This is a genomic window from Dactylosporangium sp. NBC_01737 (assembly GCF_035963215.1).
Taxonomy (GTDB): domain Bacteria; phylum Actinomycetota; class Actinomycetes; order Mycobacteriales; family Micromonosporaceae; genus Dactylosporangium.
Window position 1 is genome coordinate 9,121,753 of sequence record NZ_CP109153.1, and the last position, 20,386, is coordinate 9,142,138.

The following is a 20,386-nucleotide window of genomic DNA, read 5'->3' on the forward strand; positions in this document are numbered from 1 at the left end:
ATGGATACGGAACTGGACGCCATCCGTGACGTCGTCGCCAGGGTGCAGCACGCCCAGCAGCGGGAGCTGGCCGAGGAGTTCATCGCGCTGTTCCGGCACGACGCGATCTGGACGACCGGTCACGGCCGGCGCCTGACGGGGCGGGACGAGATCGGCGTCTTCACGCGCAAGGTCCTGCCGGGCGCGATGCGCGGCACGACGGTCACCTACGAGATGCTCGACGTGCTGTTCATCCGCCCCGACGTGGCCGCGGTACGGGTGCGGCAGACGACCAGCGGACCCGACGGCACCGCCGAGGGCAGTCCCGTCTACGTCATGGCGAAGGAGGACGGCCGCTGGCTGCTGACCGCCTGCCAGAACACGCCGGTGGTCGGTTAGGCACGGCGCAGCAGGTCGGCGGTGACGCGTTGCCGGGCCGCGGCGGAGGCGATCGCGGCCAGGACGGGCAGCAGCGCGGCGGCCGCCCACAGCGCCGGCGCCGCGGCCCGCAGCAGGTCCGATGTGGACAGTGACAGCGCCTGCGCCCAGACGGCGACCGCGGTGACCGCGCAGGCGGCCGCCAGGGCGACGCCGAGGACGAGCGGGATCGCGGCGGAGGCGAACTCCGCCGCGGCGACCACCCGGCGGGGCGCGCCGGCCACGGTGAGCCGGGCGTTGCCGCGGCGGCGTTCGATGATCCGGTCGACGGCGGCGATCCCGAACGCCGCGCCGGCAAGCAGCGTCGCCACGGCGAGGCCGACGGACGTGAGGGTCATGGCCGCCGCCCCGCCGAGGCCGAGCGGCAGGCCGAGGTGCCCCTTGGGGTGCCTGGAGAACTCCCTGGGCCCCTCCAGGCGGGTCGCCGGATGGTGCACGGCGAGGTACTGGGAGAACGCCTCGATGGCGCGCGGGCCGGTGGAGAGCGTCACGGTCGCGGCGGGCGCCCTGGTGGACAGGGTGGCGCCGGAAGGGACGGCGCCGCTGCTCACGAACACCGACGGCCAGCCGGAGGACTCCTCGCCCCGCGCGGTCACGTCCAGCGGCGAGGGGTCGAGCTCGACGACGACCTCCTTGCCGCCGATCTCGAACGTGACCTCGTCGTCCCAGCCGCCGTTGAGGTCGTACGCCCTGCCGTCCTGGCAGGACTCCGCGCCGTGGAAGGTGTGGCGCAGGTCGTCGCAGGTGCCGACGAAGACGCTGTCGCCGGTCGACGCGATGTCGTACCGCACGAGCAGGCCGGCGACGCCCGGCGCGGCGCGCAGGTCGCCGGCGGGGCCGTACACGTCGAACGTCGCCGTGGCGGTGCCGGTCCGCTGCCAGTCGGCGTAGCCGGCCGCGGCGGCGAGGCCGACCCCGGCGAGGAACACCGACACGACGATCGACGCGACCAGCCGCGGCGCGTGGGACAGGGTGTGGTCCAGGCGGCGCCCGGCCAGGCGCAGCAGCACCGGGACCGCGGCGGTGGCGAGGCGGCGGCCGGTCCACGCGGTGAGGACCGGGGCCGCCGGCAGGCCGGAGGCGCACAGCAGGACCCCGCCGAAGAACAGCGGGCCGCGCAGCACCAGCGGCAGCCCCGGCACCAGCACGGACGCCACGGTCGCCAGCCCGAGCGCAGGCACCAGCAGCCGGGCCGGATGCGGGCGCGGCGACGGCTCCTCGCGGTGCACGGCCAGGGGATCCGGCGGCGGGGCACCGTACGTGGCGATGGACACGGCGAAGACGACCAGCACCGCCACGACCCCGGCCAGCATCGCCGGCGGCGTGTGGATGTCGGCGGGGTACCAGTGGAAGCGGCCGAGGTGCCAGGTGCCGGACACCGGCCGCAGCAGCAGGAACCCGGCCGTGCCGAGCAGCGCGCCGACCGCCGAGACGAGCCCGGCCTCGGCCGCGGTGACCAGTTGTGCCTGCCGACGGGTGGCGCCGAGGAGGCGCAGCGTGGCGAGGCGCCGGTCCGGGGCGCCGGCGGACATCCGGGCACACGTGCCGAGCAGCACGGCGAGGGGCAGCAGCAGGAACGGCGCGAAGATGACCGCCATGGCGAGGATCGCCGTCCACAGCTCCACCGGCGGTCCGGTGCCGGGCCCGAATCCGGTGACGACGTCACCGTCGGCCAGTTCGGCCGGGTCGACGCCGACCCAGGCGCGCAGCTCGTCGGGGGCGACGAGGCCTGCCGGCCCGATCGTGCCGATGATCCGTTGCGGGAACCGGGCGCGCGCCCGCTCGTCGGTGCGGATAAGCTCGGCGAGCGCGGGCGAGACCACGGCCTCGTCCCGCCGCGGGAGCGCGGCCACGCCCGGCGGCAGTGGTGCCCCGCCGGTGCCGGTGACGGCGGCCGCGATCCTGACCAGCCGGCGCCCGCCGATGCCGTCCTGGACCTCGGCGATGCGCAGTCCCCCGCTGCTGCCGGCGAACTCCTGCAGCGGGTTGCGTTGCTCGTACCGGTCCTGCTGGGCGTCGACGACACCGGGGGCGGCGAGCGCGCCGAGCAGCAGGACCGCGCCGATCGCGGCGCCGGAGGCCAGCAGCGCCATCCACGTCCAGGCCCGGCGGCCGCCGCCGAGGGTGAGCCGCAGCCCGAGGCGCAGCCACGGATTCATGACGGCGCGCCGAGGCGGTCGTCGGTGGCGAGGCGGCCGTCGTGGAGGAAGACGGTGCGGTCGGCGTACGCGGCGGCGCGTGCCTCATGGGTGACCAGGAGGACCCCGGTCCCGCGGCGGCGGGCGGTGCCTGTCAGCGCGTCGAGGACGAGCTCGCCGGCGGCGCTGTCCAGGGCGCCGGTCGGCTCGTCGGCGAACACGAACTCGGGGTCGTGCACGAGCGCCCGGGCGACCGCGGCGCGCTGCGCCTGCCCGCCGGACACCTGTCCGGGGCGCCGGCCGGCGACGTCGGCGATCTCGAGCTCGACGAGGAGGCGGGTCGCGGCGTCGCGGGCGTCGCGGCCGCGGCCCTGCAGGCGCAGCGGCAGCTCCACGTTCTCCTGCAGTGACAGCTCCGGGATCAGGTCGCCGAACTGGAACACGAACCCGAAGCGCCGCAGCCGGATCGCGCTGCGGGCGTCGTCGGAGCGCTGGTCGAGGGTGTACCCGCCGATGGCGACGGAGCCCTCGTCGGGGACCAGTACCCCCGACATGACGTGCAACAGGGTGGACTTGCCGGCGCCGGAGGGGCCCATGACGGCGACGACCTCGCCACGGTCCACGGACAGGTCGACGCTGTCGAGGGCCTGGGTGAGGCCGAACGCGAGCCGAAGCCCCGCACCGGTCAGCACGGCTTCTCCTGCACGGTCGCATTCTCCTGCAGGGTCGTGCGGATGCGGTCGAGACGCGGGGCGGCGGCATCGATCCAGCGCAGGTCCGCCTCGAGGTGGAACATCTCGAAGTCGGCGTCGAGCTGCTCGATCGGCTCGCCGGTGGCGCGGATGTCGCGCAGCTGCCGCATGCGGGCCATGTGCGTCTGCCGTTGCCGTTCGAGGATGTGCTGCGGCCGCCGGCTGGTCAGCAGCGCGACCACGATCTTGGCGAACAGGATCTGCCGGGAGGCGCGCAGGTCGGGCAGCTCGGGCTCGGCGAGCCAGCGCTCCAGCTCCTCGACGCCGGCGCCGGTGATGCCGTAGAGGCGCCGGTCGGGGCCGCCGCCGGGCTCGACGCCGACCTGCTCGGTCAGCCCGGCGTCGGCGAGGCGGCGCAGCGACGCGTACACCTGGGCGGAGGCCACGGGATGACCTCCGGCGAACCAGCGGTCGTAGCGTTGACGCAGCGTGTACCCGTACTGCGGCTGTCCTTCGAGCAGCCCCAGCAGGGATCGACTGACCGACATGCGCCGGACAGTACCGCAACTAGCAACCGCGTTGCTAGAGGCCCGGGAAGTCCTCCGGAATCCGGGCGAGCTCGTCGTACTCGGTGCTCAGCCGCGCGATCTCGGTGGCGAGGTCGTCGCGGAGCCCGTCGTGGCCCGGTCCCAGCGGCACCATCCGCGCCGCCGCCGGGTAGTGGCTGACCGGGCCGCGGAGCAGCTCGGGCGGCTCCCACCCGTACCGCGGGTGGATGTGGGCGTGCAGGATCGGGTCGAGGTTGCCGAAGACGCTGTAGTTGACCCGCCGGAACTGCGGGTCGTGCCGCGAGCAGACGATCTGCACCGCCTCTCCGACGAGGTCCATGTCGGCCAGGAACGCCAGGCGGCGGGCCCGGGGCAGGTCCGCGAGGCGGTCGGCCTTGGGGTCGTCGGAGAGCAAAAGGCAGTAGCCCGGCAGGAACTGCGTGTCGCCGATCACCGCGAAGCCCGACGACAATCGCGCCAGCACCGTGGGGTTGCGCCCCTGCAGTGCGGACCGGATACGGTCTTTGCGCCAGTCGTCCATCGCCGTCACGGTACCGTCACGGCATGGGGACGAGCTACCAGACGCTGCTCGTGGCCGCCGCGATCGACCCGGTCTGCGACGCGCTGACGGCGGCCGGCGTCGACGCGATCGCGCTGCCGGCGGCGGCGAACCGGACCGCGGTCATCCCGCGCGAGGGCGCCCTCGACTTCGCCGACCCCGGTGACCTGGCGGAGCGGATCGGCGCCGGGACCGGCTGGGCGACCCTGGCCAACGTGGTCGAGGACTCCGACTGGCTGCAGCTGGAGGCCTACCGGGAGGGCCGGTTCGTGCACCGGTACCGCTCGGACCGCCCGGCGCCGGACGACGCGGTGCGGCTCGCCGGGTTCGGCACCGGCGAGGTCGACACCGCGCGCCTGGGCAAGGCGCTGCGTGGCGAGTTCGACGGCAAGGGACCCGTCTACGCCGAGTTCCAGCACCGGCTCATCCTCAACGCGCTGCACCTCGACCCGCGCGGCCTGACCACCGCATTCCGCTGGGCAGACACGGGCGACCTCCCCGGCGCCGTCCGGGTCAACCCGTGAGGATCGCGGACAGGGCGCTCGCCTGGGTGCGCCAGTCGCCGGTCGAGGGCGCGGCCCAGCGGGACCCGACGCGGTTGAGGCCGTCCCTGCCGTTCCACACGGTGGTGGCCTGGGTGGTCCGGAAGGACTGGAACTGGGCGCCCGCCTCCGCCAGGTAGCCCATGAAGATGCCCTTGAACTGCTTGGCGTTGTCGTCGCAGGTCTGGCCGGTCGCGTCGCACGACTCGGCGAGCACACCCGAGCGGACCAGGGACGAGGCGAGCGCCGCCGTGCCGAGCTGCCGGGCGCGGTCGAGGTAGGCCGTGGTGCCGGTGGCGCGGTACAGCTCCGTCGCGGCGCCGATCGCGAGGCCCTGGTTGTAGCTCCACACCGTCTGGCCGTTGTTGGCGCAGCCGGCGGTGAGGCCGTCGTTGACGAGTCCGGCGGCGTTGACCAGGCCGCTGGCGGTGAACCAGTTCCAGCCGGTCACGGCCCGCTGCAGCCACGTCGTGTCGCCGGGCAGGCGGTTGTGCAGGGCCGCGGTGAGCCGCACGTACAGGCCGATCGTGACCGCGTTCTTGTACGTGCGTTCCCGGTCCCACCACACACCCCCGCCGCAGGTGGAGGTGTCCCAGAAGCCGTTGACGTACGCGGCGATGGTGACCGCCTCGTCCAGGTATGCACGGTCGCCGGTGAGGTCGTACGCGGCCAGCCACGTCAGGCCCCACCAGGCGCTGTCGTCGATGGAGCGGCTGATGAAGTGCCCGTCGATCGGGTCGGAGGAGCGGGCGCCGGCCGGGAACGCGACCCGGTTGACGTCGAAGGTCCGCCGCACCGACCAGAGGTACGTGGTGTCGCCGGTGCGGCCGGTGTAATCGATGACGGTGCGCAGCGCGACCGCGGAGTTCCACCAGCTCGACGGCCACCAGGCGGTGCTGGGGTCGTAGGAGTACATCAGCGCGTCGGCCATCGCTCTGGCGCGGTTGGACGACGGGCGGGCCCACGCGGTGCACGCGCCGTTCTGGCCCTCCACGGCCCGCCCGCAGGCGCGCACGGCGCCGCCGTACAGCAGCGACGTGGGATCGGCGGTGTTGAACCTGGTCGTGCGGGTCGCCGTGGTGCGGCCGAGTGAGGAGCCGCCGGGCCAGCTCGCGCCGGCGTCCCAGGAGCGGTCCAGCCAGATCTCGTCGCCGGCCCGGCCGCCGCTGACGGTGCCCCAGGCCATGCCTGCCGCGTCCAGGTGCAGGCCGAACGTGCGGCCGTTCAGTCCCACTGTTCTGACCGTTTCCGCGTCGGTACCGCCGGCGGCCCCGTCGCACGTCGGCGCGCACAACGGCAGGTGGGACCAGGCGGTGCAGGCGATGCCCCGCGCGTCACCGCAGGCGCGGATCACGCCGCGGCGGTGGTGCGACGGGTCGCCGACGTTGTACATGAGGGTGCGGGTGCCGGTCCACGTGCCGGGGATCGACGCCTTGCCCAGCAGCCCTTCCCAGCTGGTGCCGCCGTCGAAGGACCGGTCCAGCCAGACCGCGTCGCCGAGGACCCCGGCGTCGATGCTCCCCCACGCCATACCGTCCACATCGGACACGTGCAGCACCAGCCGCCGGCCGTTGACGGTGACGGCCGGGACCGGGAACGTCTCCTGCCGGGCGAGGGACGGGTCGCGGGTGTCGCAGTACAGCGCGCAGATCGCGGTCGCGGCGTGCGCGGCCGGCGCGGGTAGCAGCACGGACCCGAGCAGCAGCAGGGTGATCAGGGCACGGCGCATGTCCTCACCTCATGACTCTGACGTCTGTGGTGCTCAGGGCGCGGCTCCACACCCTGACCTGGTCGACCTGGCCGGGCAGGAAGTCGGCTGTCGCGCCGTTCCACTTCCCGCGGCCGATGGCGAACGCGCCGCTCGCGGCCCAGGCGGCGCCTTTCGCGGCGGTCCCGGCCAGGACGCCGTTGACGTACAGGCGCAGCTGCCCGGCGGCGGCGTCGCGGACCCCGACCAGGTGGGTCCAGCCGCCGGCCTGCGGCGGCAGCGGCGCCACCGCGCGGGTCGCGGCCGCGCCGGCGGTGTCCGAGGCCAGCATGGCGAAGGCCCAGGCGTTGTCGACGGCGGAGTACTGCAGGTAGAAGCCGCTGCCCTGGACGCCGTCCTGGCTCAGCACGGTGGCGAAGCTGGTGCTCGCGGTGAGGTTGACCCACGCGGCCACGGTGAAGCTGCCGGAGGTGTCGACCAGCGGGCCCGCGCTCGTGGCCGCGCCGCCGGTCAGGGCCAGCGCTCCGCCGCTGTAGACGGCGCCGCCGGACAGGGTGAGACCGGTCTCGGCGCCGTCGAGCTCGAAGCCGCGCACCAGGCCGTCGCCGAGGTGGGCGGCGGCGGTGACCTCGGCGGCGGTGAGCGCGTGGCCGAACGTGGCGACGTCGTCGACGGCGCCGATGAAGAAGTCGGCGGGCGCGCCGTTCCACCTGGCCCGGCCGACGGCGAGACCGCCCGTGGAGCGCCAGCCGGCGCTGTACGCGGCGCTGCCCTGCAGGGTGCCGTCGACATACAGATGCAGCTGCCCGGCGTCGGCGTCGTGGACCCCGGTGAGGTGCACCCAGGTGTTGACCGCGGGGACCACAGTGGACAGTGCACGGGTAGCGGCGGCGTTGTCGGTGTCAGCGGCCGCCATGGTGAACGCCCAGCGGTTGTCGGCGGCGGAGTACTGCAGGTAGAACCCGGACAGGCGCAGCCCGTCCTGGCTGAGCACGGTGCGGAACCCGGCGAGGTTGCCGGGGTTGACCCGCGCCATGACGGTGAAGCCGCCGTCGGTGCGCACGACCGGGCGGGCCGTGGCCGGTGCGGCGGCGCCGGTGAGCGCGAGCGTGCCGCCGCTGACGGTGCCGCCGGCGCCGAGGTCGTTGCGGTTGCCGCTGCCGTCCGCGACCCCGGTCGTGAAGGGCCACGATCCGGTGAGGCCGTTGGGGGTGTACCGCAGCGTCATGAGCGCGAGGGCGCCGCCCATGACGGGCCGCGCGGCGAAGCCCTGCCCATTGCCGGTGTTGGTGTCGTGCCAGTCGGTGAACGGCACCCGCGACCCGGTCGTGTTCGCGAACTGGTACGCCTTGCCGATGAGCGCGTCGCGGGCGGCGGGCTGCGCGGCGAGGAACCCGGCGGTCCACAGCTCCCAGTCCACCTTCGTGTACTCGTGCCGCGGGTCGAGCGGCACCCCGTAGGCGTGCTGCTGCGACAGGTACCAGGCGGCCTCCTCGGCGGCGATCGCGGGCGGCACGAGGTTCGTGCCGAGCAGCCGGTCGGCGAACCCGTTGTACTTGAGGCTCCACGTGGTGTCGGCGCCGTCGTAGGTGAGCTTCAGGTGGGTGTGGCCGGTGTTCTGCGCCATCGCCGCCCACTGTCCGATGTAGACCTTCGCGGTGGCGGCGTAGGTGGTGGTGACGCCGGCGGCGCGGGCGATCGCGTCCATCGCGGCGATGCCGACGATGCCCTTCAGCGCGAGGTTGACGCTGTGGGCGATGAAGCCGGTGAAGTCGTCGGTCTGGTTCTGGTTGCCGGGGTCGGGCAGGTTCGCGACCAGATAGTCGGCCCACTGGCGCAGCTTGGTCAGGTGCGCGGTCGCGTAGGCGGTGGCCTTCGCGGCGGGCATCCGGGCGATGAGCGCCGCGACCATGATGAGCATGTTCGCGGACTCCTCGACCGGCATGTCCTCCTCCTCGGTGCCGATCCGCCCGAACGCGTTGGGGTAGACGCCGAGGTCGTGCGGGGCGAACGGCTTGTCGAACCCCTGCACCTCCGTGTAGTCGAACAGCGGCGCGAGCAGCAGCTCCAGGTAGCGCGGGCTCAGCGCGAGATACGCGGGGAACGCCGGGTAGATGACGTCGACGGTGCTGAAGTCCCCGTTGGACGAGATCTCCTTCAGCACAACCCAGGGCGCGCCGCCTCTGCTGACCAGTTCGGTACCCCCGAACGCCTGCCGGAGCACGAGCGCGCACAGCGCCGCGTACTGGGTGCCGCCCGCCTGCTGCGCGGCCGCGGTGACGGCCGCATCGGTCGCGGCCCCACCCGCGCGGGCGGCGTCGCGGTCGGCGCGGAACCAGCGCAGCATGTCCTGCCACGTCGCCCACTGCGTGCGCCAGTACGGGTCGAGGTTGCCGCCCAGGTATGACACCGCCGGCGTGCGCACGTGCCCGATGACGAACACGACGGCCGGGCCGGTGGCCGCGCCGACCTGGCCGAGGTCGCGGGCGAACGCGAACACGGGCCAGTTCGTGTTGATGGCGCGGGGCTGGCCGGTGTCGCCGGTGTTGAGCAGGGTGGCGTTGCCGGCGCCTCTGGCGCGCACGGTGCCGTCGGCGCCGGTCTGCCAGGTGAGACCCGCGACCTCGTCGGTGGAGAACACGACGGTGCCCCAGCCGGCCTGGTCGCCGACCTCGCCGAGCACGGTCGGGGCGCTGGGCGTGCAGGTGTGGACCCGCTGGTCGCCGACGACCTGGGTGGCCCAGGTGATCTGCTTGGAGCGGTCGCCGTGCGCCCACTCCCCCGAGATGTCCAGGTAGATGCTGACGGCGTGGCTGCCGCCGTCGGTGGCGATGGCGGTGACGCTCAGGTAGCTCATCGGGACCGACTGGCGGCGCAGGTTCGCGGGGTCCACCGGGCTGAGGAACTCGACCTCGAGGCGGACCGCGCCTGCCGTGATGGTGAACGTGGAGCGGGTCGCGGTGACGACGAGCGCGGTCTGCGTCGCGAGCGGCCAGCCGCCGCTCGGCGAGCCCATGAACACGTACGGCTGGTTGTCCACGCGCACGATGCCGGTCATCGCGGTGGCGGCACCGGTCCAGAACGTCGGCCAGTTCCCGGGCAGCGTGTCGGCGCGCAGCCAGGTCGACAGGTACGGCGAGCGGACCGCCAGCGGCGTGGCGGGCGGCCGGATCGGGCTGAACGTGGACGCGGCGTACGCGGGCCCACCGTCCAGCCCGACCCCTGCCGCGGCGGCGACACCTGTCAGGCCGCCGAGCGCGGCAAGGCGGAGGACGTCCCGGCGGGACGCGTGTGGCATCGATGTCACGCGGGGCTCCCCATGGCGGTGGAAGGGCCGGACGGATTCGACATCAGCAAACATTTCCCGACGCAAACTGTCAACAGTCCTTATCAATATTTACGTGTCTCTGTTTGATCGCGTCCGATTGATCGACGCCCGTAGAGTGGCCGCATGGCGTTGCGGGGGCGGCAGGTGGTCGTGCTGGTCGCGGTGGTGGTGGCGGTCCTGGCTGTCGCGGTCACCGGAATCGTGCTGGTGCTGTCGAGGGTCGGCGGCGGTGGTCCCGTGGTCAGCCTGACCGTGACCGCCTCCGGGACGGGAGACCTCGAGGTGACACGGGCGATGGTGCTCGCCCGCATGAAGGCCGCGAAGCTCGACGACCCGTCGGTGACCCGCTCGGGCGACCGGCAGCTCGTGCTCACCGCCCGCGGCACCACGGCCGCACAGCTGCGCGCGCTCACCGCGCCGGGCCGGCTGCACCTGCGCCGGGTCGCGGCGACCGCCGACGGCTCGGGCTCCGCCACCACGACCCTGCCCCCACCGACATCGACGCCGGCCGTCGCGGCAACGCTCGGCGATGCGTAACGGCGGCGGCCGCCGTCACCACCGAGCGCGAGGCGCAGGCGCTGCCCGGGTCGGTGCGGGCCGCGTTCGCCGCGCTGCCGCCGCAGGATGTCGCGACGCTGCCGGCGCGGATGCGACTGCTGATCCCGGAGATCCGCTGCGAGCAACTCGCCGGCCGCCCCGCCGACGTCGCCGGCGAGGCCGTCGTGGCCTGCGAAGGCCCGGCGAAGATGCTCCTGGACCCGGCAACGATCACCGGCGCCGACATCAGCTCCGCCTCGGCGGGCCGATCGGAGCAGGGCACGTGGGTCGTGACGGCATCGTTCAAGCCGGACGCGCAGGCGAAGTTCACCAACCTGTCGAGGGATCTCGCCGGCGCGCAGGGGCGCCTGGCGATCGTGCTGGACAACACGGTCATCTCGGCGCCGGAGGTGGTGGGGGTCATTCCGGGGGACGTGCAGGTGACGGGGATGTTCACCGAGCCACAGGCCCGGGCGCTGGCGGCTCAACTCAGCGGGGGTGGCGAGCTACCGCTGACGCTCGCGTGATGCTCCCCCTGCGTTGCGGTTCGCGTGCTCGGACAGCGATCTTCCGCCCTGGCCGATGATCGAAGGACGGCCGTGGTCGTCCGGACAGCCATTCCGGTCCTTCGATCGACAGGGCAGAGGCGGCGAGCTTCCACCAACGATGATGGGGGCGGACGGCGTTTGGTGGGAGGGCCGGCTTCGCTTGATCGTTGCCTGAGGCTGCCCGGTGTGGGTGGTCGGCGCTGGGGGCTGAACCTGGACCGGCGGACAGGCCCGGAGCTTCGACACGGCCGCCGGGCGCTGGGTGGCCGCCGGGCGGATGCCGCTGGTGCAGGTGCCGCTGGTGCAGGTGCCGCTGGTGCAAGTGCCGCTGGTGCAGGTGCCGCTGGTGCAAGTGCCGCTGGGCGTGGGTGGCCGCCTTCCCTGTTGCCGGGCACGGGTGACCGCCTTCCCGGGTAAATCCGGCGCAAGCGCCAGATTTACCCGACATTTCGTAAATGTCGGGTAGAGTCGCGGACGTCAGTCGACCGCTCCCCCGGTGCAGACCGAGGGATGTTGTCATGACCGTGCTCCTGCGGCGGATCGCCGCGCTGGCGACCGCCGGCGCCATCAACGCCGCCATCGCCGCCACAATCGTCATCGCCGTCGCGCCGGTGCCGGCCGTCGCTGGGATCGTTCCGCCGCCACCGCCGCCTCCCATGCCATGGCCGGTGCCGCTGCCGACCTCGTCGCCGGCGGTTGGTGGAGGGTGGACGCATGACGGGGTCGATGCCGCGAACGGTGGGTACAACCCGGACGAGCGGGTGGTCAAGGCCGGCAACGTCGGCAAGCTGAAGTTGCGGTGGTCGGTGACGCCCATGGCCGGGGCCGAAGGGTGTGCGCCCGCGCTGCCGCCGCCGCTGGTGGCCGGTGGGCGGGTGTACGTGCTGGACAGCGAAGGGGTCACGGCGCTCGACGCGGGCAGTGGCAGGAAGGTGTGGCGGGACACCAGAATCCTCGACAGCCTGGACTTCCGGCGGATCGTGGTTGCCGACGGGATGCTGCTCGTCGCCGGGTCGTCGTGTTACGCCAACAGCGATCCCGACGGGTTCCTGTTCGCGCTCGACGCCGGGACCGGGGTGCGGCGGTGGGATGTGGTGCAGGAGCCGCCCGTCAACGAGCTCGTGGTGGACGGCGGGACGGTCGTGACGTCCGGGTGGGCGACGGCGACGAATGAGGACACGGTGATCGCGTACGGCGTCCGCAACGGCGAGCAGCGGTGGAGCCGCAGTGGGGCGGTGCTCGCCGGGCCGGTGTCGTCCGCGGGGTGGGTGCTGCTGCACGACGCGAAGGGCACCACGGCGGTGACCGTCGGCGCGGGCAGGACGCTGTGGCAGGCCGGGACCCGGTGGACGCCGCTGGCCGCGACCGCCGAGCAGTTCCTCGCCGTGCCGGACCCCGTCGGGCAGGGCGACCAGACGGGGCTGGCGGCGATCCGGGCGGCCTCCGGCGGGATCCTGTGGCGGCAGCCGGGCACGGTCGAGTCCGTGGCGACCGACGGGCGGCGGGTCTACGCGGCGGGCGGGACCACGCTGACCGCCTTCCACGCGGGGAAGGGCTCGAAGCTGTGGTCCCGGCAACTGGCAGGTGCCGCGCAGCGTCCCGTGCGGGCCGGCGGGCTGCTGTACGTCACCGTCGAAGGGCACCCGATGGCGGTCCTGTCACCGGTCACCGGCCGGGACGTGCCCGGCGCAGGCCGGTTCGACGGTGCGACCGGGCACGCCGTGGTCACCGGCGGCCGGCTGTACCTGACCGACGGCAGGACCCTGCGGGTCTACGGGCCGTGAGCCGGCGGCAGGAGGCTGCGGGTCCACGGGACGTGCGCCGGTGCGGGCCGCACCGATCCCGGCCGCGACCACCAGGGCGACGCCGAGCACCGACAGCGGGCCGGGCGCCTGGTGCAGCAGGACCCCGCCGACCAGCAGGGCGATCGCCGGTTCGAGGCTCATCAACGTGCCGAAGGCGCCGGCGGTGAGCTTGCGCAGGGCGTACATCTCCAGGCTGAACGGGACCACGGCCAGCAGGACGGCCAGGCCGAACCCCGCGGCGAGCACGGGCCAGGTCAGGCCGGCGACGACGGACGGGCCGGCGACCGCTGAGGCGACGAGCCCGGCGACCGCGGTGGAGACGGCGAGGCCGGCGTAGCCGCTGACGTGGTCGCCGACGTGCTGGGTCAGCAGGATGTAGCCGGCCCAGCAGACGGCGGCGGCGAGGGCGAACGCGACGCCGACGGGGTCGGTGCCGCCGTGCCAGGGTTCGGTGAGCAGCAGCACGCCGACGCCGGCGAGGACCGGCCAGAGCACGGCGGCGCCGCGGCCGCGCCAGGCGGCGACGGCCAGGGGCCGAGGAACTCCAGGGCGCTGGCGGTGCCGAGCGGGAGCCGCGCGACGGCGGCCATGAACGTCAGCGTGAGGCAGGCGGTGACGACGCCGAGGGCGACCGTGGCCAGGATGCTGGCGCGGGTGAAGTCGCGCGGGCGCGGGCGGACGATCGCGAGCAGGAGCAGCGCGGCGCAGGCGAGGCGCAGGCAGACGGCGCCGGAAGGGCCGACGCTGTCGAACAGCCCGACGGAGGCGGCCAGCCCGAGCTGGATGCAGATCATGGAGGCGATCGCGGCGAACATGCCCGAAGTACACGGCATCGGGACCGTCCATGTCCACGTGAGATTTGCTGATGTACCGTTCGGAAATGCTGAACAATGACCGCCTGTTGCTCCTCGCGGAGCTGGCGCGGCTCGGCTCGATGCGGGAGGTCGCCGACGAGCTCGGCACCACCACGTCGACGGTGTCGCAGCAGCTCGCGGTCCTCGCCAGGGAGGCGGGGACGGCGCTGATCGAGCCGGACGGGCGGCGGGTCCGGCTGACCCCGGCGGGGCGGCGGCTGGCCCGCCACGCGGTGACGATCCTCGCCGCGGTCGAGGCCGCGCGCCTCGACCTGGACCCGTCGGCCGAGCCGGCGGGCACGGTGCGGGTCGCCGGGTTCGCCACCGCGATCCGCCGGTCGCTGCTGCCGATCGTCGCGGCGCTGCCGGCCCGGCACGAGCGGCTGCGGGTCCTGATCCACGAGCACGAGCCGGCCGAGGCGCTGCAGCTGCTCGCCGGCGACCGGGTCGACCTGGCGCTCACCTACGACTACAACCTGGCGCCGGCCGGGTTCCCGGACACGTTCGAGGTCACCGCGCTGTGGAGCAACGACTGGAGCCTCGGCGTCCCGGAGAGGTCTACAGTGGACGGCGACTCGCTGGAGGTCTTCCGGAAGTTCCGGGACACGCACTGGCTCGTCAACTCGCGCAACACCGCCGACGAGGACGTGGTGCGCACCGTCGCGTCGATGGCGGGGTACGCGCCCCGCATCGCGCACCGCGCCGACAGCCTCGAGCTGATTCAGGACCTGATCGTCGCCGGGCTCGGCGTCGGGCTCCTGCCGGCGGACCAGCCCACCATGGACGGTGTCGCGCTGATCCCGTTGCGCCGCCCCGACGTGCGGATGCGCGCGTTCGCGGTGACCCGGCCCGGCCGCCGCGCCTGGCCGCCCCTCAACGTCGTGCTCGACCTGCTGGCTACCGCAGCGCCGCCAGCACGTCCGTGAGCTGCCGGGCGGTCGGCAGGATCCGCAGGCCCTCGTCGATCTCCCGGTCGGCCCAGGCGCGGTGCCGGGGTTCCGTGGCAGGGTCGACGGCGATCCGCAGCTGGACGAGCAGGAAGTTGAGCCGGGAGGCCAGCAGCGCCGTGAAGTCGGCGGGGTCGGTGATGCGGCCCGGGCCACCGGCGCGGACGTAGGCGGCGTACAGGGCGCACATGGCGTCGAGGTCGAGGGCCGGGCCGTCGCAGTACCAGTCGAACAGCATCCGGGCCAGTTCCCGCTGCGGCGCCGCCGGGCCGAGGCAGTCCCAGTCGACGACGACCAGGCCGCCGTCGGGGGCGGCGAGGACGTTCTCCGGGTGCAGGTCGCGGTGGCAGACGATGAGGTCCGCGGGGTCGGCCGGGGCGCACAGGTCCGGCAGCGCGGCGATCCGTTCGGCATGCGCCGGCCAGTGGTCGGCGGCGGGGAACTCCTCGTACCAGGTGTCGCCGTCCGGGGGCGTGGGCGGGGCGCAGCGGTGCAGGCGGGCCAGGAGCGTGCCGAGCTGGTCGGGCGTCGACGGCGCGGCCGGGTCCACGGGGCGCAGGTCGATCCAGTCGTAGAGGCGCAGCCAGGTCCCGCCGGGCGTGCGGTGCAGGTACCTGCCGTCGCGGTCGGGGTGGCTGAGCGGCAGTCGTACACCCGCCGCCGATGCCAACGCACAGAACCGCAGCTCGGCGTCGACCGCGGCCTCCGACGGCGGACGGCGGAAGATCTCCTTGAGGGCAAAGACGTCGTTGACCCGCCAGATCTGGCCGAGGGCGCCGCGCGGGCCGGCGGACAGGGAGATGTCGCCGTCCCAGCCATACGCCTGCCGCAGGTGCTCTAGGTCCATGTCAGGCCTTCCTGGCAAGCAGGAACGCCTGCGGGAACCGTTCGGGGGCGACCGGTGCGCGGACGAGCCGGGCGGTGACCGGCAGGCCGAGCGTGGCGAGGTCGGCGGCGAGGCGGTCCGGGTCGGGCAGGTGCCAGTCGAGGGGGACGGGGTGGCCGTAGGCGGTCTCGTTGCGGTGGCTGGTGCCGCCGGCATGGAACGCGAGCAGCAGATGGCCGCCGGGGGCGAGGACGCGGTGCAGCTCGGCCAGGATCGTCGGCAGGACCGCCGGTGGCGTGTGGACGATGGAATACCAGGCGAGCGCGCCGGTGAGCGACCCGCCGGCGAGCGGCAGTGCGGTCAGCGACGCCACGCCGAACGGCAGCCCGGGGTGCCGCTCGCGGGCGATCGCGACCATGCCCGCCGACAGGTCCAGGCCGAACACGTCCAGGCCGTGCCCGGCGAGGTGGGCCGCGACCCGGCCGGTGCCGCAGCCGAGGTCGCCGACCCGCCCCGGGCGCACCGTCTCGGCGAACGTCGCCAGGAACGCCACCTCCGGCGGCTGCTCGGCCTCCAGGGCCGGCAGCAGGCGGGCGTAGTCGGCGGCGACCGTGTCGTAGGCGAGGCGGGTGCGCTCGAGGTGGGGCGTCACGGCTCCACAGTAAGCGGGTGGCCGGTGGTGCTGTCGACGTGGCCGGGCACCGCGCCGTCGTGACGGTCGCCGGTCGTGACGGTGCCGGTCGGCTCGAACATGAGGATCGCGCCGCCGGGCGAGGACGGGCGATGCTCGACGCCGCGCGGCACCACGAACGTGTCGCCCTTGCCCAGGACCACGGTCCGCTCGCCGTGCTCGTCGCGGATCGCGACGTCGAACCGGCCGTCCAGGACGAGGAAGAACTCGTCGGTGTGCTCGTGCGTGTGCCACACGTGCTCGCCCAGGGTGTGCGCGATCCGCACGTCGTAGTCGTTGACCCGGGCCACGATCCGCGGGCTGTACACGTCGTCGAAGGAGGCCAGGGCCTCGGTCAGGTTCACGGGTTGCATGCCGTCCATGCTCCACCCCGTGTCTTGTACGTTCCTTACGCGCTCTGGTGGGCGATCTGGATGAGGTTGCCGCAGGTGTCGTCGAAGGTCGCGACGGTCACCGGGCCCATCTCGGTCGGCTCCTGGGTGAACACGACGCCGAGGCCGCGCAGGCGCTCGTATTCCTTGTGCACGTCGTCGACGGCGAAGGACGTGAACGGAATGCCGTCCTCGACGAGCGCGGCCCGGAACGGCCCGACGGCCGGGTGGTTGGACGGCTCGAGGACCAGCTCGGTGCCGTCGGGGCGCTCCGGCGACACCACCGTCAGCCAGCTGAACTCCCCCATCGGGATGTCGTGCTTCACCACGAAGCCGAGCACCTCGGTGTAGAAGCGCAACGCCGCACGCTGGTCGTCGACGAACACGCTCGCCAGGTTGATGATCATCAGGTGTCCTTCGTCCGTGGGGTCAGCCACCGCTCGACGATGTCGCGCAGCGGGCCCGTGTCGAGGTGATGGAACTTGTAGCGCCCCTCCCGCCGAGCCACGACCAGCCCCGCCCCCTCCAGCAGCTCCAGGTGCTGCGAGATGGCCTGGCGGGACGAGCTGATCTGGTGCTTCATCGTGAGGCGCGAGCAGAGCTCGAACAACGTCTGCCCGTCGCGGTCGGTGAGCTCGTCGAGGATCGCGCGGCGGGTCGGGTCGGCGAGCGCTTTGAAGACGTCGCTCACCTCACTCATGATAGGCAAGTATCTGCTTGCATATCAAGTCTCACAGCACGGTCGGCGTGGTGACGGTGAACCGCGCCTCCACCTCCGCCCGCACCCGCTGCCGCTGCGGGTCCAGCTGCAGCGGCGCCGCGCCGCCGTAGGACGCGCGCGTCTTCGCCTGCATGTCGTACGTCTGGAACTGCCCGAACGACTCCGATCCGCGGCCCAGCCCCGGGTCGGCCAGCTCCAGCAGGTCGACGACCTGCGAGCCGAGCGCTTCGGCGTACTCCTTGCCGCGGGCGATCGCGTCGGCGACCGCGTCGCGGCGGACCTCCTTGTAGACCGGGCTGTCGGGCCGCAGCGACCACGTCGGGCCGTTCAGGTGCGTCTGGTCCTGGTTGGCGAAGGTCAGCATCATCTCCCCCAGCGCCGCGAAGTCGCGCACCACCACGGTGGTCGACACGCTGCCGGAGTAGGCCGTGACCTTCTCGCCCTTCTTCGCCGTCTCCGGGTGTACGTGCAGCCCGCTGGTCTCACGTCGCTCGATCGCCTCGCCGTGCCGCTCCAGCAGCGCCCGCAACGCCTCGGCCCGCTCCCGCAGCCGCGTCAGCGTCGCCTGCCGGTCCTTGTCCCGGGCGACGACCACGACCGTGAACTCGGCCAGCTCCGGATCGACCTCACGCAACGCCTCGCCCCGTACCGCCACCACCGTCATGCGCAGAGCCTATGTGGTGGCAGGCCGCCCGGTGATCGCCACCGCTGGGCTCCGGTTCCGTGGTCTCGCAGATCGGGCGCAGGGGCGGCTCCAGGGTGGCGTACAGGGGGCAGCGCGGACGGAAGCGGCAGCCGGTGTGCCGCGCGTCCGCCGCGGGCGGGTCCCCGGGCAGCAGGATCCGCTCGCGCTGCCGCTCGGCGACCGGGTCGGGCACCGGGACCGCGGACAGCAGGGCGCGGGTGTACGGGTGCAGCGGCCGGCCGAGCACGTCGGCGACCGGCCCGGTCTCCACGGTGCGGCCGAGGTACATGACGCTGACGACGTCCGCGATGCGGGCGACGACGGCCAGGTCGTGGGTGACGAACAGGTACGCGAGGCCCAGGTCGGCCTGCAGCCGGGCGAGCAGGTCCAGCACCGCCGCCTGGACGGTCACGTCGAGGGAGGACACCGGCTCGTCGAGCACCAGCAGCTCCGGCTCGACGCTGATGGCCCGGGCGATCGCGATGCGCTGACGCTGCCCGCCGGAGAACTCGTGCGGGAAGCGCCGGGCGGCGGCGGGGTCCAGCCCGACGAGGCGCAGCACTTGCGTGACCCTGGCCCGGGCCCGCGCCGGCGGGTGCCCCTGGGCCAGGAGCGGCTCGGCGATCACGTCGCCGACCGGCAGCCGCGGGTCGAGGCTGGCGAACGGGTCCTGGAACACCAGCTGCATCCGGGCCCGCAGCGCGGCGCGGTCCGCCGCGGTGAGCGCCTTGCCGACCGTGCGGCCGAACAGCTCGATCGTGCCGCCCTCCGGCGGTCGCAGGCCGAGGATCTCCAGCAGGGTGGTGGACTTGCCGCTGCCGGACTCCCCGACGAGCGCGTGGGTCTGTCCAGGGTGGACGGTGAGGTCGACGCCGTCGACGGCGTGGACGCTGCCGATCCGGCGGCGGAAGACCCGGCCGCGGTGGATGCCGAAGGTGCGCCGCAGCCCGCCGACCCGCAGCACCGGCGCCCCGGTCGCGGGTCTGCGTGGCACCAGCGCCGCGTCGAGGCGGGGCTGCGCGTCGAGCAGTTCGCGGGTGTACGGCTCGCCGGGCCGCTCGTACAACTGGCGCACCGGCGCCTGCTCGACGATGTGCCCGGCGCGCATGACGGCGACGGTGTCCGCGATCCCGGCCACCACCCCGAGGTCGTGGCTGACCAGGATGAGGGCGGCGCCGGTGGCCTCGCGCACGTCGTGCAGGACCCGCGGGATCTGCGCCTGCACGGTGACGTCGAGGGCGGTGGTGGGCTCGTCGGCGAGGATGAGGTCCGGGTCGTTCGCGATGGCCATCGCGATCATCACCCGCTGCCGCATGCCGCCGGACAGCTCGTCGGGGAACGCGCGGGCGCGCAGCTCCGGCGACGGGATGCCGACCAGCCGCAGCAGGTCCACCGCGCGGCGGCGGGCCTCGGCGCGCGAGACGTCGCGGTGCGCGGTGACGGCCTCGGCGAGCTGGTCGCCGACACGGTACACGGGAGTCAGCGCCGACAACGAGTCCTGGAAGACGACGGAGGCGGCGTTGCCGCGCAGCCGGCGCAGGTCGCGCGGGGCGGCGCCGAGGACCTGGGTGCCGCCGAGGACGACGCTGCCGGTCACGGACGCGTTGGCGGGCAGCAGGCCGAGCGCGGCGAGGACGGTGACGGACTTGCCGGAGCCGGACTCGCCGACGATGCCGAGGACCTGTCCACGGTGGACGGTCAGGTCGATGCCGTCCACGGCGGGCGGCCCGTCGCCGAAGGAGACCCGCAGCCCCCGGATCTCCAGCACCGCGGCGGCATCCGCCGTGTCCTTCGTGGACGGTTCGGTCACCGGTTGCCGCCGAGGGACGCGGGCCGGGCGGGAGCGGGGGTCGACGGCGTCGCGCAGGCCGTCGCCGACAAGGTTCACCGCGAGGACGAACACCACGAGCAGGCCGGCCGGGAAGAAGAACATCCGCAGCAGGTCGACGACGAGCACGAGGAGGCGTTCGGTCCAGCCGCCGACGTAGCCTGCCACCGCGCCGACGACGGCCGCCAGGGCGGTCGCGACCACACCGATCTGCCGCAGCTGATCCAGAACATGCTCGCCCAGGTCGGCGTCGACGTCGAGCTGCGCAAGGTGCCCAGCAACGACTTCTTCGCCAAGTACGTCAACGTGGGCGCGTTCGACCTCACGTACTTCCGCAACGTCGACAACATCTACCCGTCGCTGCTGTTCCCCGTGTACCGCAGCGACGGCGAGCAGAACTACGGCAAGGTCGGGGCGCCGGAGATCGACAAGCTGCTCGACCAGGCCGGCGCGGAGACGAACCGGGCCAAGGCCGTCGAGCTGCTCAACCAGGCCGACGTGCTGCTGTGGAAGGCCGGGCACTCGGTGCCGCTGTTCCAGACCCCGCAGATCTCCGCGGTCCGCCCGGGCCTGGCGAACTTCGGCGCCTTCGGGCTGAGCAGCGAGCGGCAGTACGTCGACGTCGGCTGGACCTCGTAACG

The 20,386-nt window shown here is 73.6% G+C and carries 22 protein-coding genes and 1 pseudogene; 8 read left to right on the forward strand and 15 right to left on the reverse strand.

What is annotated here, in order from left to right:
- A complete protein-coding gene (locus tag OHA72_RS41570) occupies window positions 1-378 on the forward strand; it encodes an SgcJ/EcaC family oxidoreductase (protein WP_327001578.1) in 378 nt (125 codons plus the stop codon).
- Here OHA72_RS41570 and OHA72_RS41575 read toward each other — a convergent pair.
- Genes OHA72_RS41575 through OHA72_RS41590 form a run of 4 tightly spaced genes read right to left on the reverse strand, consistent with a single transcriptional unit; the run spans window position 375 to window position 4,336 of the window.
- A complete protein-coding gene (locus OHA72_RS41575) occupies window positions 375-2,576 on the reverse strand; it encodes an FtsX-like permease family protein (RefSeq protein WP_327001579.1) in 2,202 nt (733 codons plus the stop codon). The two genes, OHA72_RS41570 and OHA72_RS41575, sit on opposite strands and share 4 nt — an antisense overlap.
- The gene (locus OHA72_RS41580; RefSeq protein ID WP_327001580.1) at window positions 2,573-3,247 is read right to left on the reverse strand and encodes an ABC transporter ATP-binding protein; all 675 of its coding nucleotides are present in this window, start codon (window positions 3,245-3,247) and stop codon (window positions 2,573-2,575) included. The genes OHA72_RS41575 and OHA72_RS41580 overlap by 4 nt, the downstream gene beginning before the upstream one ends.
- Window positions 3,241-3,795 (reverse strand): PadR family transcriptional regulator, encoded by a 555-nt coding sequence (locus tag OHA72_RS41585; protein ID WP_327001581.1) that lies wholly within the window; start codon window positions 3,793-3,795, stop codon window positions 3,241-3,243. The genes OHA72_RS41580 and OHA72_RS41585 overlap by 7 nt, the downstream gene beginning before the upstream one ends.
- Before the next feature lie 34 nt (window positions 3,796-3,829).
- Window positions 3,830-4,336, reverse strand: a complete 507-nt coding sequence (locus tag OHA72_RS41590; RefSeq protein WP_327001582.1) for an HIT family protein — start codon at window positions 4,334-4,336, stop codon at window positions 3,830-3,832.
- A gap of 23 nt (window positions 4,337-4,359) precedes the next feature.
- Here OHA72_RS41590 and OHA72_RS41595 point away from each other — a divergent pair, with 23 nt between their 5' ends.
- Window positions 4,360-4,878 carry a hypothetical protein gene (locus OHA72_RS41595; protein ID WP_327001583.1) on the forward strand — a complete coding sequence of 173 codons (519 nt, stop codon included), beginning with the start codon at window positions 4,360-4,362 and terminating at the stop codon, window positions 4,876-4,878.
- Here OHA72_RS41595 and OHA72_RS41600 read toward each other — a convergent pair.
- A complete protein-coding gene (locus tag OHA72_RS41600; protein WP_327001584.1) occupies window positions 4,868-6,625 on the reverse strand; it encodes a glycoside hydrolase family 76 protein in 1,758 nt (585 codons plus the stop codon). The two genes, OHA72_RS41595 and OHA72_RS41600, sit on opposite strands and share 11 nt — an antisense overlap.
- Before the next feature lie 4 nt (window positions 6,626-6,629).
- Window positions 6,630-9,902: a glutaminase domain-containing protein gene (locus OHA72_RS41605; protein WP_327011768.1), complete on the reverse strand. Its 3,273-nt coding sequence runs from the start codon at window positions 9,900-9,902 to the stop codon at window positions 6,630-6,632.
- Window positions 9,903-10,055: 153 nt separating this feature from the next.
- Between OHA72_RS41605 and OHA72_RS41610 the strand changes: the two genes are divergently transcribed.
- The 4 genes from OHA72_RS41610 to OHA72_RS41625 all read left to right on the forward strand — a co-directional run bounded on the left by OHA72_RS41610 (window position 10,056) and on the right by OHA72_RS41625 (window position 12,801).
- Window positions 10,056-10,469, forward strand: coding sequence for a hypothetical protein (locus OHA72_RS41610; RefSeq protein ID WP_327001585.1), 414 nt, complete (start codon window positions 10,056-10,058; stop codon window positions 10,467-10,469).
- Between the two features lie 53 nt (window positions 10,470-10,522).
- Entirely contained in the window at window positions 10,523-10,996 is a 474-nt protein-coding gene (locus OHA72_RS41615; protein WP_327001586.1) for a SecDF P1 head subdomain-containing protein, read from the forward strand.
- A 298-nt stretch (window positions 10,997-11,294) separates the two neighbouring features.
- Window positions 11,295-11,483 carry a hypothetical protein gene (locus tag OHA72_RS41620; protein ID WP_327001587.1) on the forward strand — a complete coding sequence of 63 codons (189 nt, stop codon included), beginning with the start codon at window positions 11,295-11,297 and terminating at the stop codon, window positions 11,481-11,483.
- Between the two features lie 52 nt (window positions 11,484-11,535).
- Window positions 11,536-12,801, forward strand: coding sequence for an outer membrane protein assembly factor BamB family protein (locus OHA72_RS41625; protein ID WP_327001588.1), 1,266 nt, complete (start codon window positions 11,536-11,538; stop codon window positions 12,799-12,801).
- A gap of 120 nt (window positions 12,802-12,921) precedes the next feature.
- Here the strand turns inward: OHA72_RS41625 and OHA72_RS41630 are convergent.
- Window positions 12,922-13,287: pseudogene (locus OHA72_RS41630) on the reverse strand (EamA family transporter); the annotation flags it as partial.
- Window positions 13,188-13,637, reverse strand: a complete 450-nt coding sequence (locus OHA72_RS41635; protein ID WP_327001589.1) for a DMT family transporter — start codon at window positions 13,635-13,637, stop codon at window positions 13,188-13,190. The pseudogene OHA72_RS41630 and the gene OHA72_RS41635, both read right to left, overlap by 100 nt.
- 65 nt (window positions 13,638-13,702) lie before the next feature.
- Here OHA72_RS41635 and OHA72_RS41640 point away from each other — a divergent pair, with 65 nt between their 5' ends.
- Window positions 13,703-14,602, forward strand: coding sequence for a LysR family transcriptional regulator (locus tag OHA72_RS41640; protein ID WP_327001590.1), 900 nt, complete (start codon window positions 13,703-13,705; stop codon window positions 14,600-14,602).
- On the opposite strand, the gene OHA72_RS41645 is transcribed toward OHA72_RS41640, so the two are convergent.
- The 7 genes from OHA72_RS41645 to OHA72_RS41675 are packed head-to-tail and all read right to left on the reverse strand — an operon-like array spanning window position 14,574 to window position 19,949.
- On the reverse strand, window positions 14,574-15,470 hold the full coding sequence (locus OHA72_RS41645; protein WP_327001591.1) for a phosphotransferase enzyme family protein: 897 nt from the start codon (window positions 15,468-15,470) through the stop codon (window positions 14,574-14,576). The two genes, OHA72_RS41640 and OHA72_RS41645, sit on opposite strands and share 29 nt — an antisense overlap.
- 1 nt (window position 15,471) lies before the next feature.
- On the reverse strand, window positions 15,472-16,101 hold the full coding sequence (locus OHA72_RS41650; RefSeq protein ID WP_327001592.1) for a class I SAM-dependent DNA methyltransferase: 630 nt from the start codon (window positions 16,099-16,101) through the stop codon (window positions 15,472-15,474).
- Window positions 16,098-16,502, reverse strand: coding sequence for a cupin domain-containing protein (locus tag OHA72_RS41655; protein ID WP_327001593.1), 405 nt, complete (start codon window positions 16,500-16,502; stop codon window positions 16,098-16,100). The genes OHA72_RS41650 and OHA72_RS41655 overlap by 4 nt, the downstream gene beginning before the upstream one ends.
- A 26-nt stretch (window positions 16,503-16,528) precedes the next feature.
- Entirely contained in the window at window positions 16,529-16,918 is a 390-nt protein-coding gene (locus OHA72_RS41660) for a VOC family protein (protein WP_327001594.1), read from the reverse strand.
- A complete protein-coding gene (locus tag OHA72_RS41665) occupies window positions 16,918-17,211 on the reverse strand; it encodes an ArsR/SmtB family transcription factor (protein WP_327001595.1) in 294 nt (97 codons plus the stop codon). The genes OHA72_RS41660 and OHA72_RS41665 overlap by 1 nt, the downstream gene beginning before the upstream one ends.
- Before the next feature lie 31 nt (window positions 17,212-17,242).
- Window positions 17,243-17,896, reverse strand: a complete 654-nt coding sequence (locus OHA72_RS41670; RefSeq protein ID WP_327001596.1) for an SIMPL domain-containing protein — start codon at window positions 17,894-17,896, stop codon at window positions 17,243-17,245.
- Window positions 17,859-19,949, reverse strand: a complete 2,091-nt coding sequence (locus tag OHA72_RS41675; protein ID WP_327001597.1) for a dipeptide ABC transporter ATP-binding protein — start codon at window positions 19,947-19,949, stop codon at window positions 17,859-17,861. The genes OHA72_RS41670 and OHA72_RS41675 overlap by 38 nt, the downstream gene beginning before the upstream one ends.
- 27 nt (window positions 19,950-19,976) lie before the next feature.
- Here OHA72_RS41675 and OHA72_RS41680 point away from each other — a divergent pair, with 27 nt between their 5' ends.
- Entirely contained in the window at window positions 19,977-20,384 is a 408-nt protein-coding gene (locus OHA72_RS41680) for a periplasmic substrate-binding domain-containing protein (protein ID WP_327001598.1), read from the forward strand.
- Window positions 20,385-20,386: the final 2 nt, after the last annotated feature.

Coding starts and splice junctions, on each gene's coding strand:
- OHA72_RS41655 (WP_327001593.1), bottom strand. CDS start 16,502: ATGGACGGCATGCAACCCGTGAACCTGACCGAGGCCCTGGCCTCCTTC.
- OHA72_RS41590 (WP_327001582.1), bottom strand. CDS start 4,336: ATGGACGACTGGCGCAAAGACCGTATCCGGTCCGCACTGCAGGGGCGC.
- OHA72_RS41670 (WP_327001596.1), bottom strand. CDS start 17,896: ATGACGGTGGTGGCGGTACGGGGCGAGGCGTTGCGTGAGGTCGATCCG.
- OHA72_RS41595 (WP_327001583.1), top strand. CDS start 4,360: ATGGGGACGAGCTACCAGACGCTGCTCGTGGCCGCCGCGATCGACCCG.
- OHA72_RS41635 (WP_327001589.1), bottom strand. CDS start 13,637: ATGTTCGCCGCGATCGCCTCCATGATCTGCATCCAGCTCGGGCTGGCC.
- OHA72_RS41620 (WP_327001587.1), top strand. CDS start 11,295: ATGCCGCTGGTGCAGGTGCCGCTGGTGCAGGTGCCGCTGGTGCAAGTG.
- OHA72_RS41585 (WP_327001581.1), bottom strand. CDS start 3,795: ATGTCGGTCAGTCGATCCCTGCTGGGGCTGCTCGAAGGACAGCCGCAG.
- OHA72_RS41600 (WP_327001584.1), bottom strand. CDS start 6,625: ATGCGCCGTGCCCTGATCACCCTGCTGCTGCTCGGGTCCGTGCTGCTA.
- OHA72_RS41570 (WP_327001578.1), top strand. CDS start 1: ATGGATACGGAACTGGACGCCATCCGTGACGTCGTCGCCAGGGTGCAG.
- OHA72_RS41575 (WP_327001579.1), bottom strand. CDS start 2,576: ATGAATCCGTGGCTGCGCCTCGGGCTGCGGCTCACCCTCGGCGGCGGC.
- OHA72_RS41625 (WP_327001588.1), top strand. CDS start 11,536: ATGACCGTGCTCCTGCGGCGGATCGCCGCGCTGGCGACCGCCGGCGCC.
- OHA72_RS41640 (WP_327001590.1), top strand. CDS start 13,703: ATGCTGAACAATGACCGCCTGTTGCTCCTCGCGGAGCTGGCGCGGCTC.
- OHA72_RS41605 (WP_327011768.1), bottom strand. CDS start 9,902: ATGCCACACGCGTCCCGCCGGGACGTCCTCCGCCTTGCCGCGCTCGGC.
- OHA72_RS41680 (WP_327001598.1), top strand. CDS start 19,977: ATGCTCGCCCAGGTCGGCGTCGACGTCGAGCTGCGCAAGGTGCCCAGC.
- OHA72_RS41665 (WP_327001595.1), bottom strand. CDS start 17,211: ATGAGTGAGGTGAGCGACGTCTTCAAAGCGCTCGCCGACCCGACCCGC.
- OHA72_RS41610 (WP_327001585.1), top strand. CDS start 10,056: ATGGCGTTGCGGGGGCGGCAGGTGGTCGTGCTGGTCGCGGTGGTGGTG.
- OHA72_RS41660 (WP_327001594.1), bottom strand. CDS start 16,918: ATGATCATCAACCTGGCGAGCGTGTTCGTCGACGACCAGCGTGCGGCG.
- OHA72_RS41645 (WP_327001591.1), bottom strand. CDS start 15,470: ATGGACCTAGAGCACCTGCGGCAGGCGTATGGCTGGGACGGCGACATC.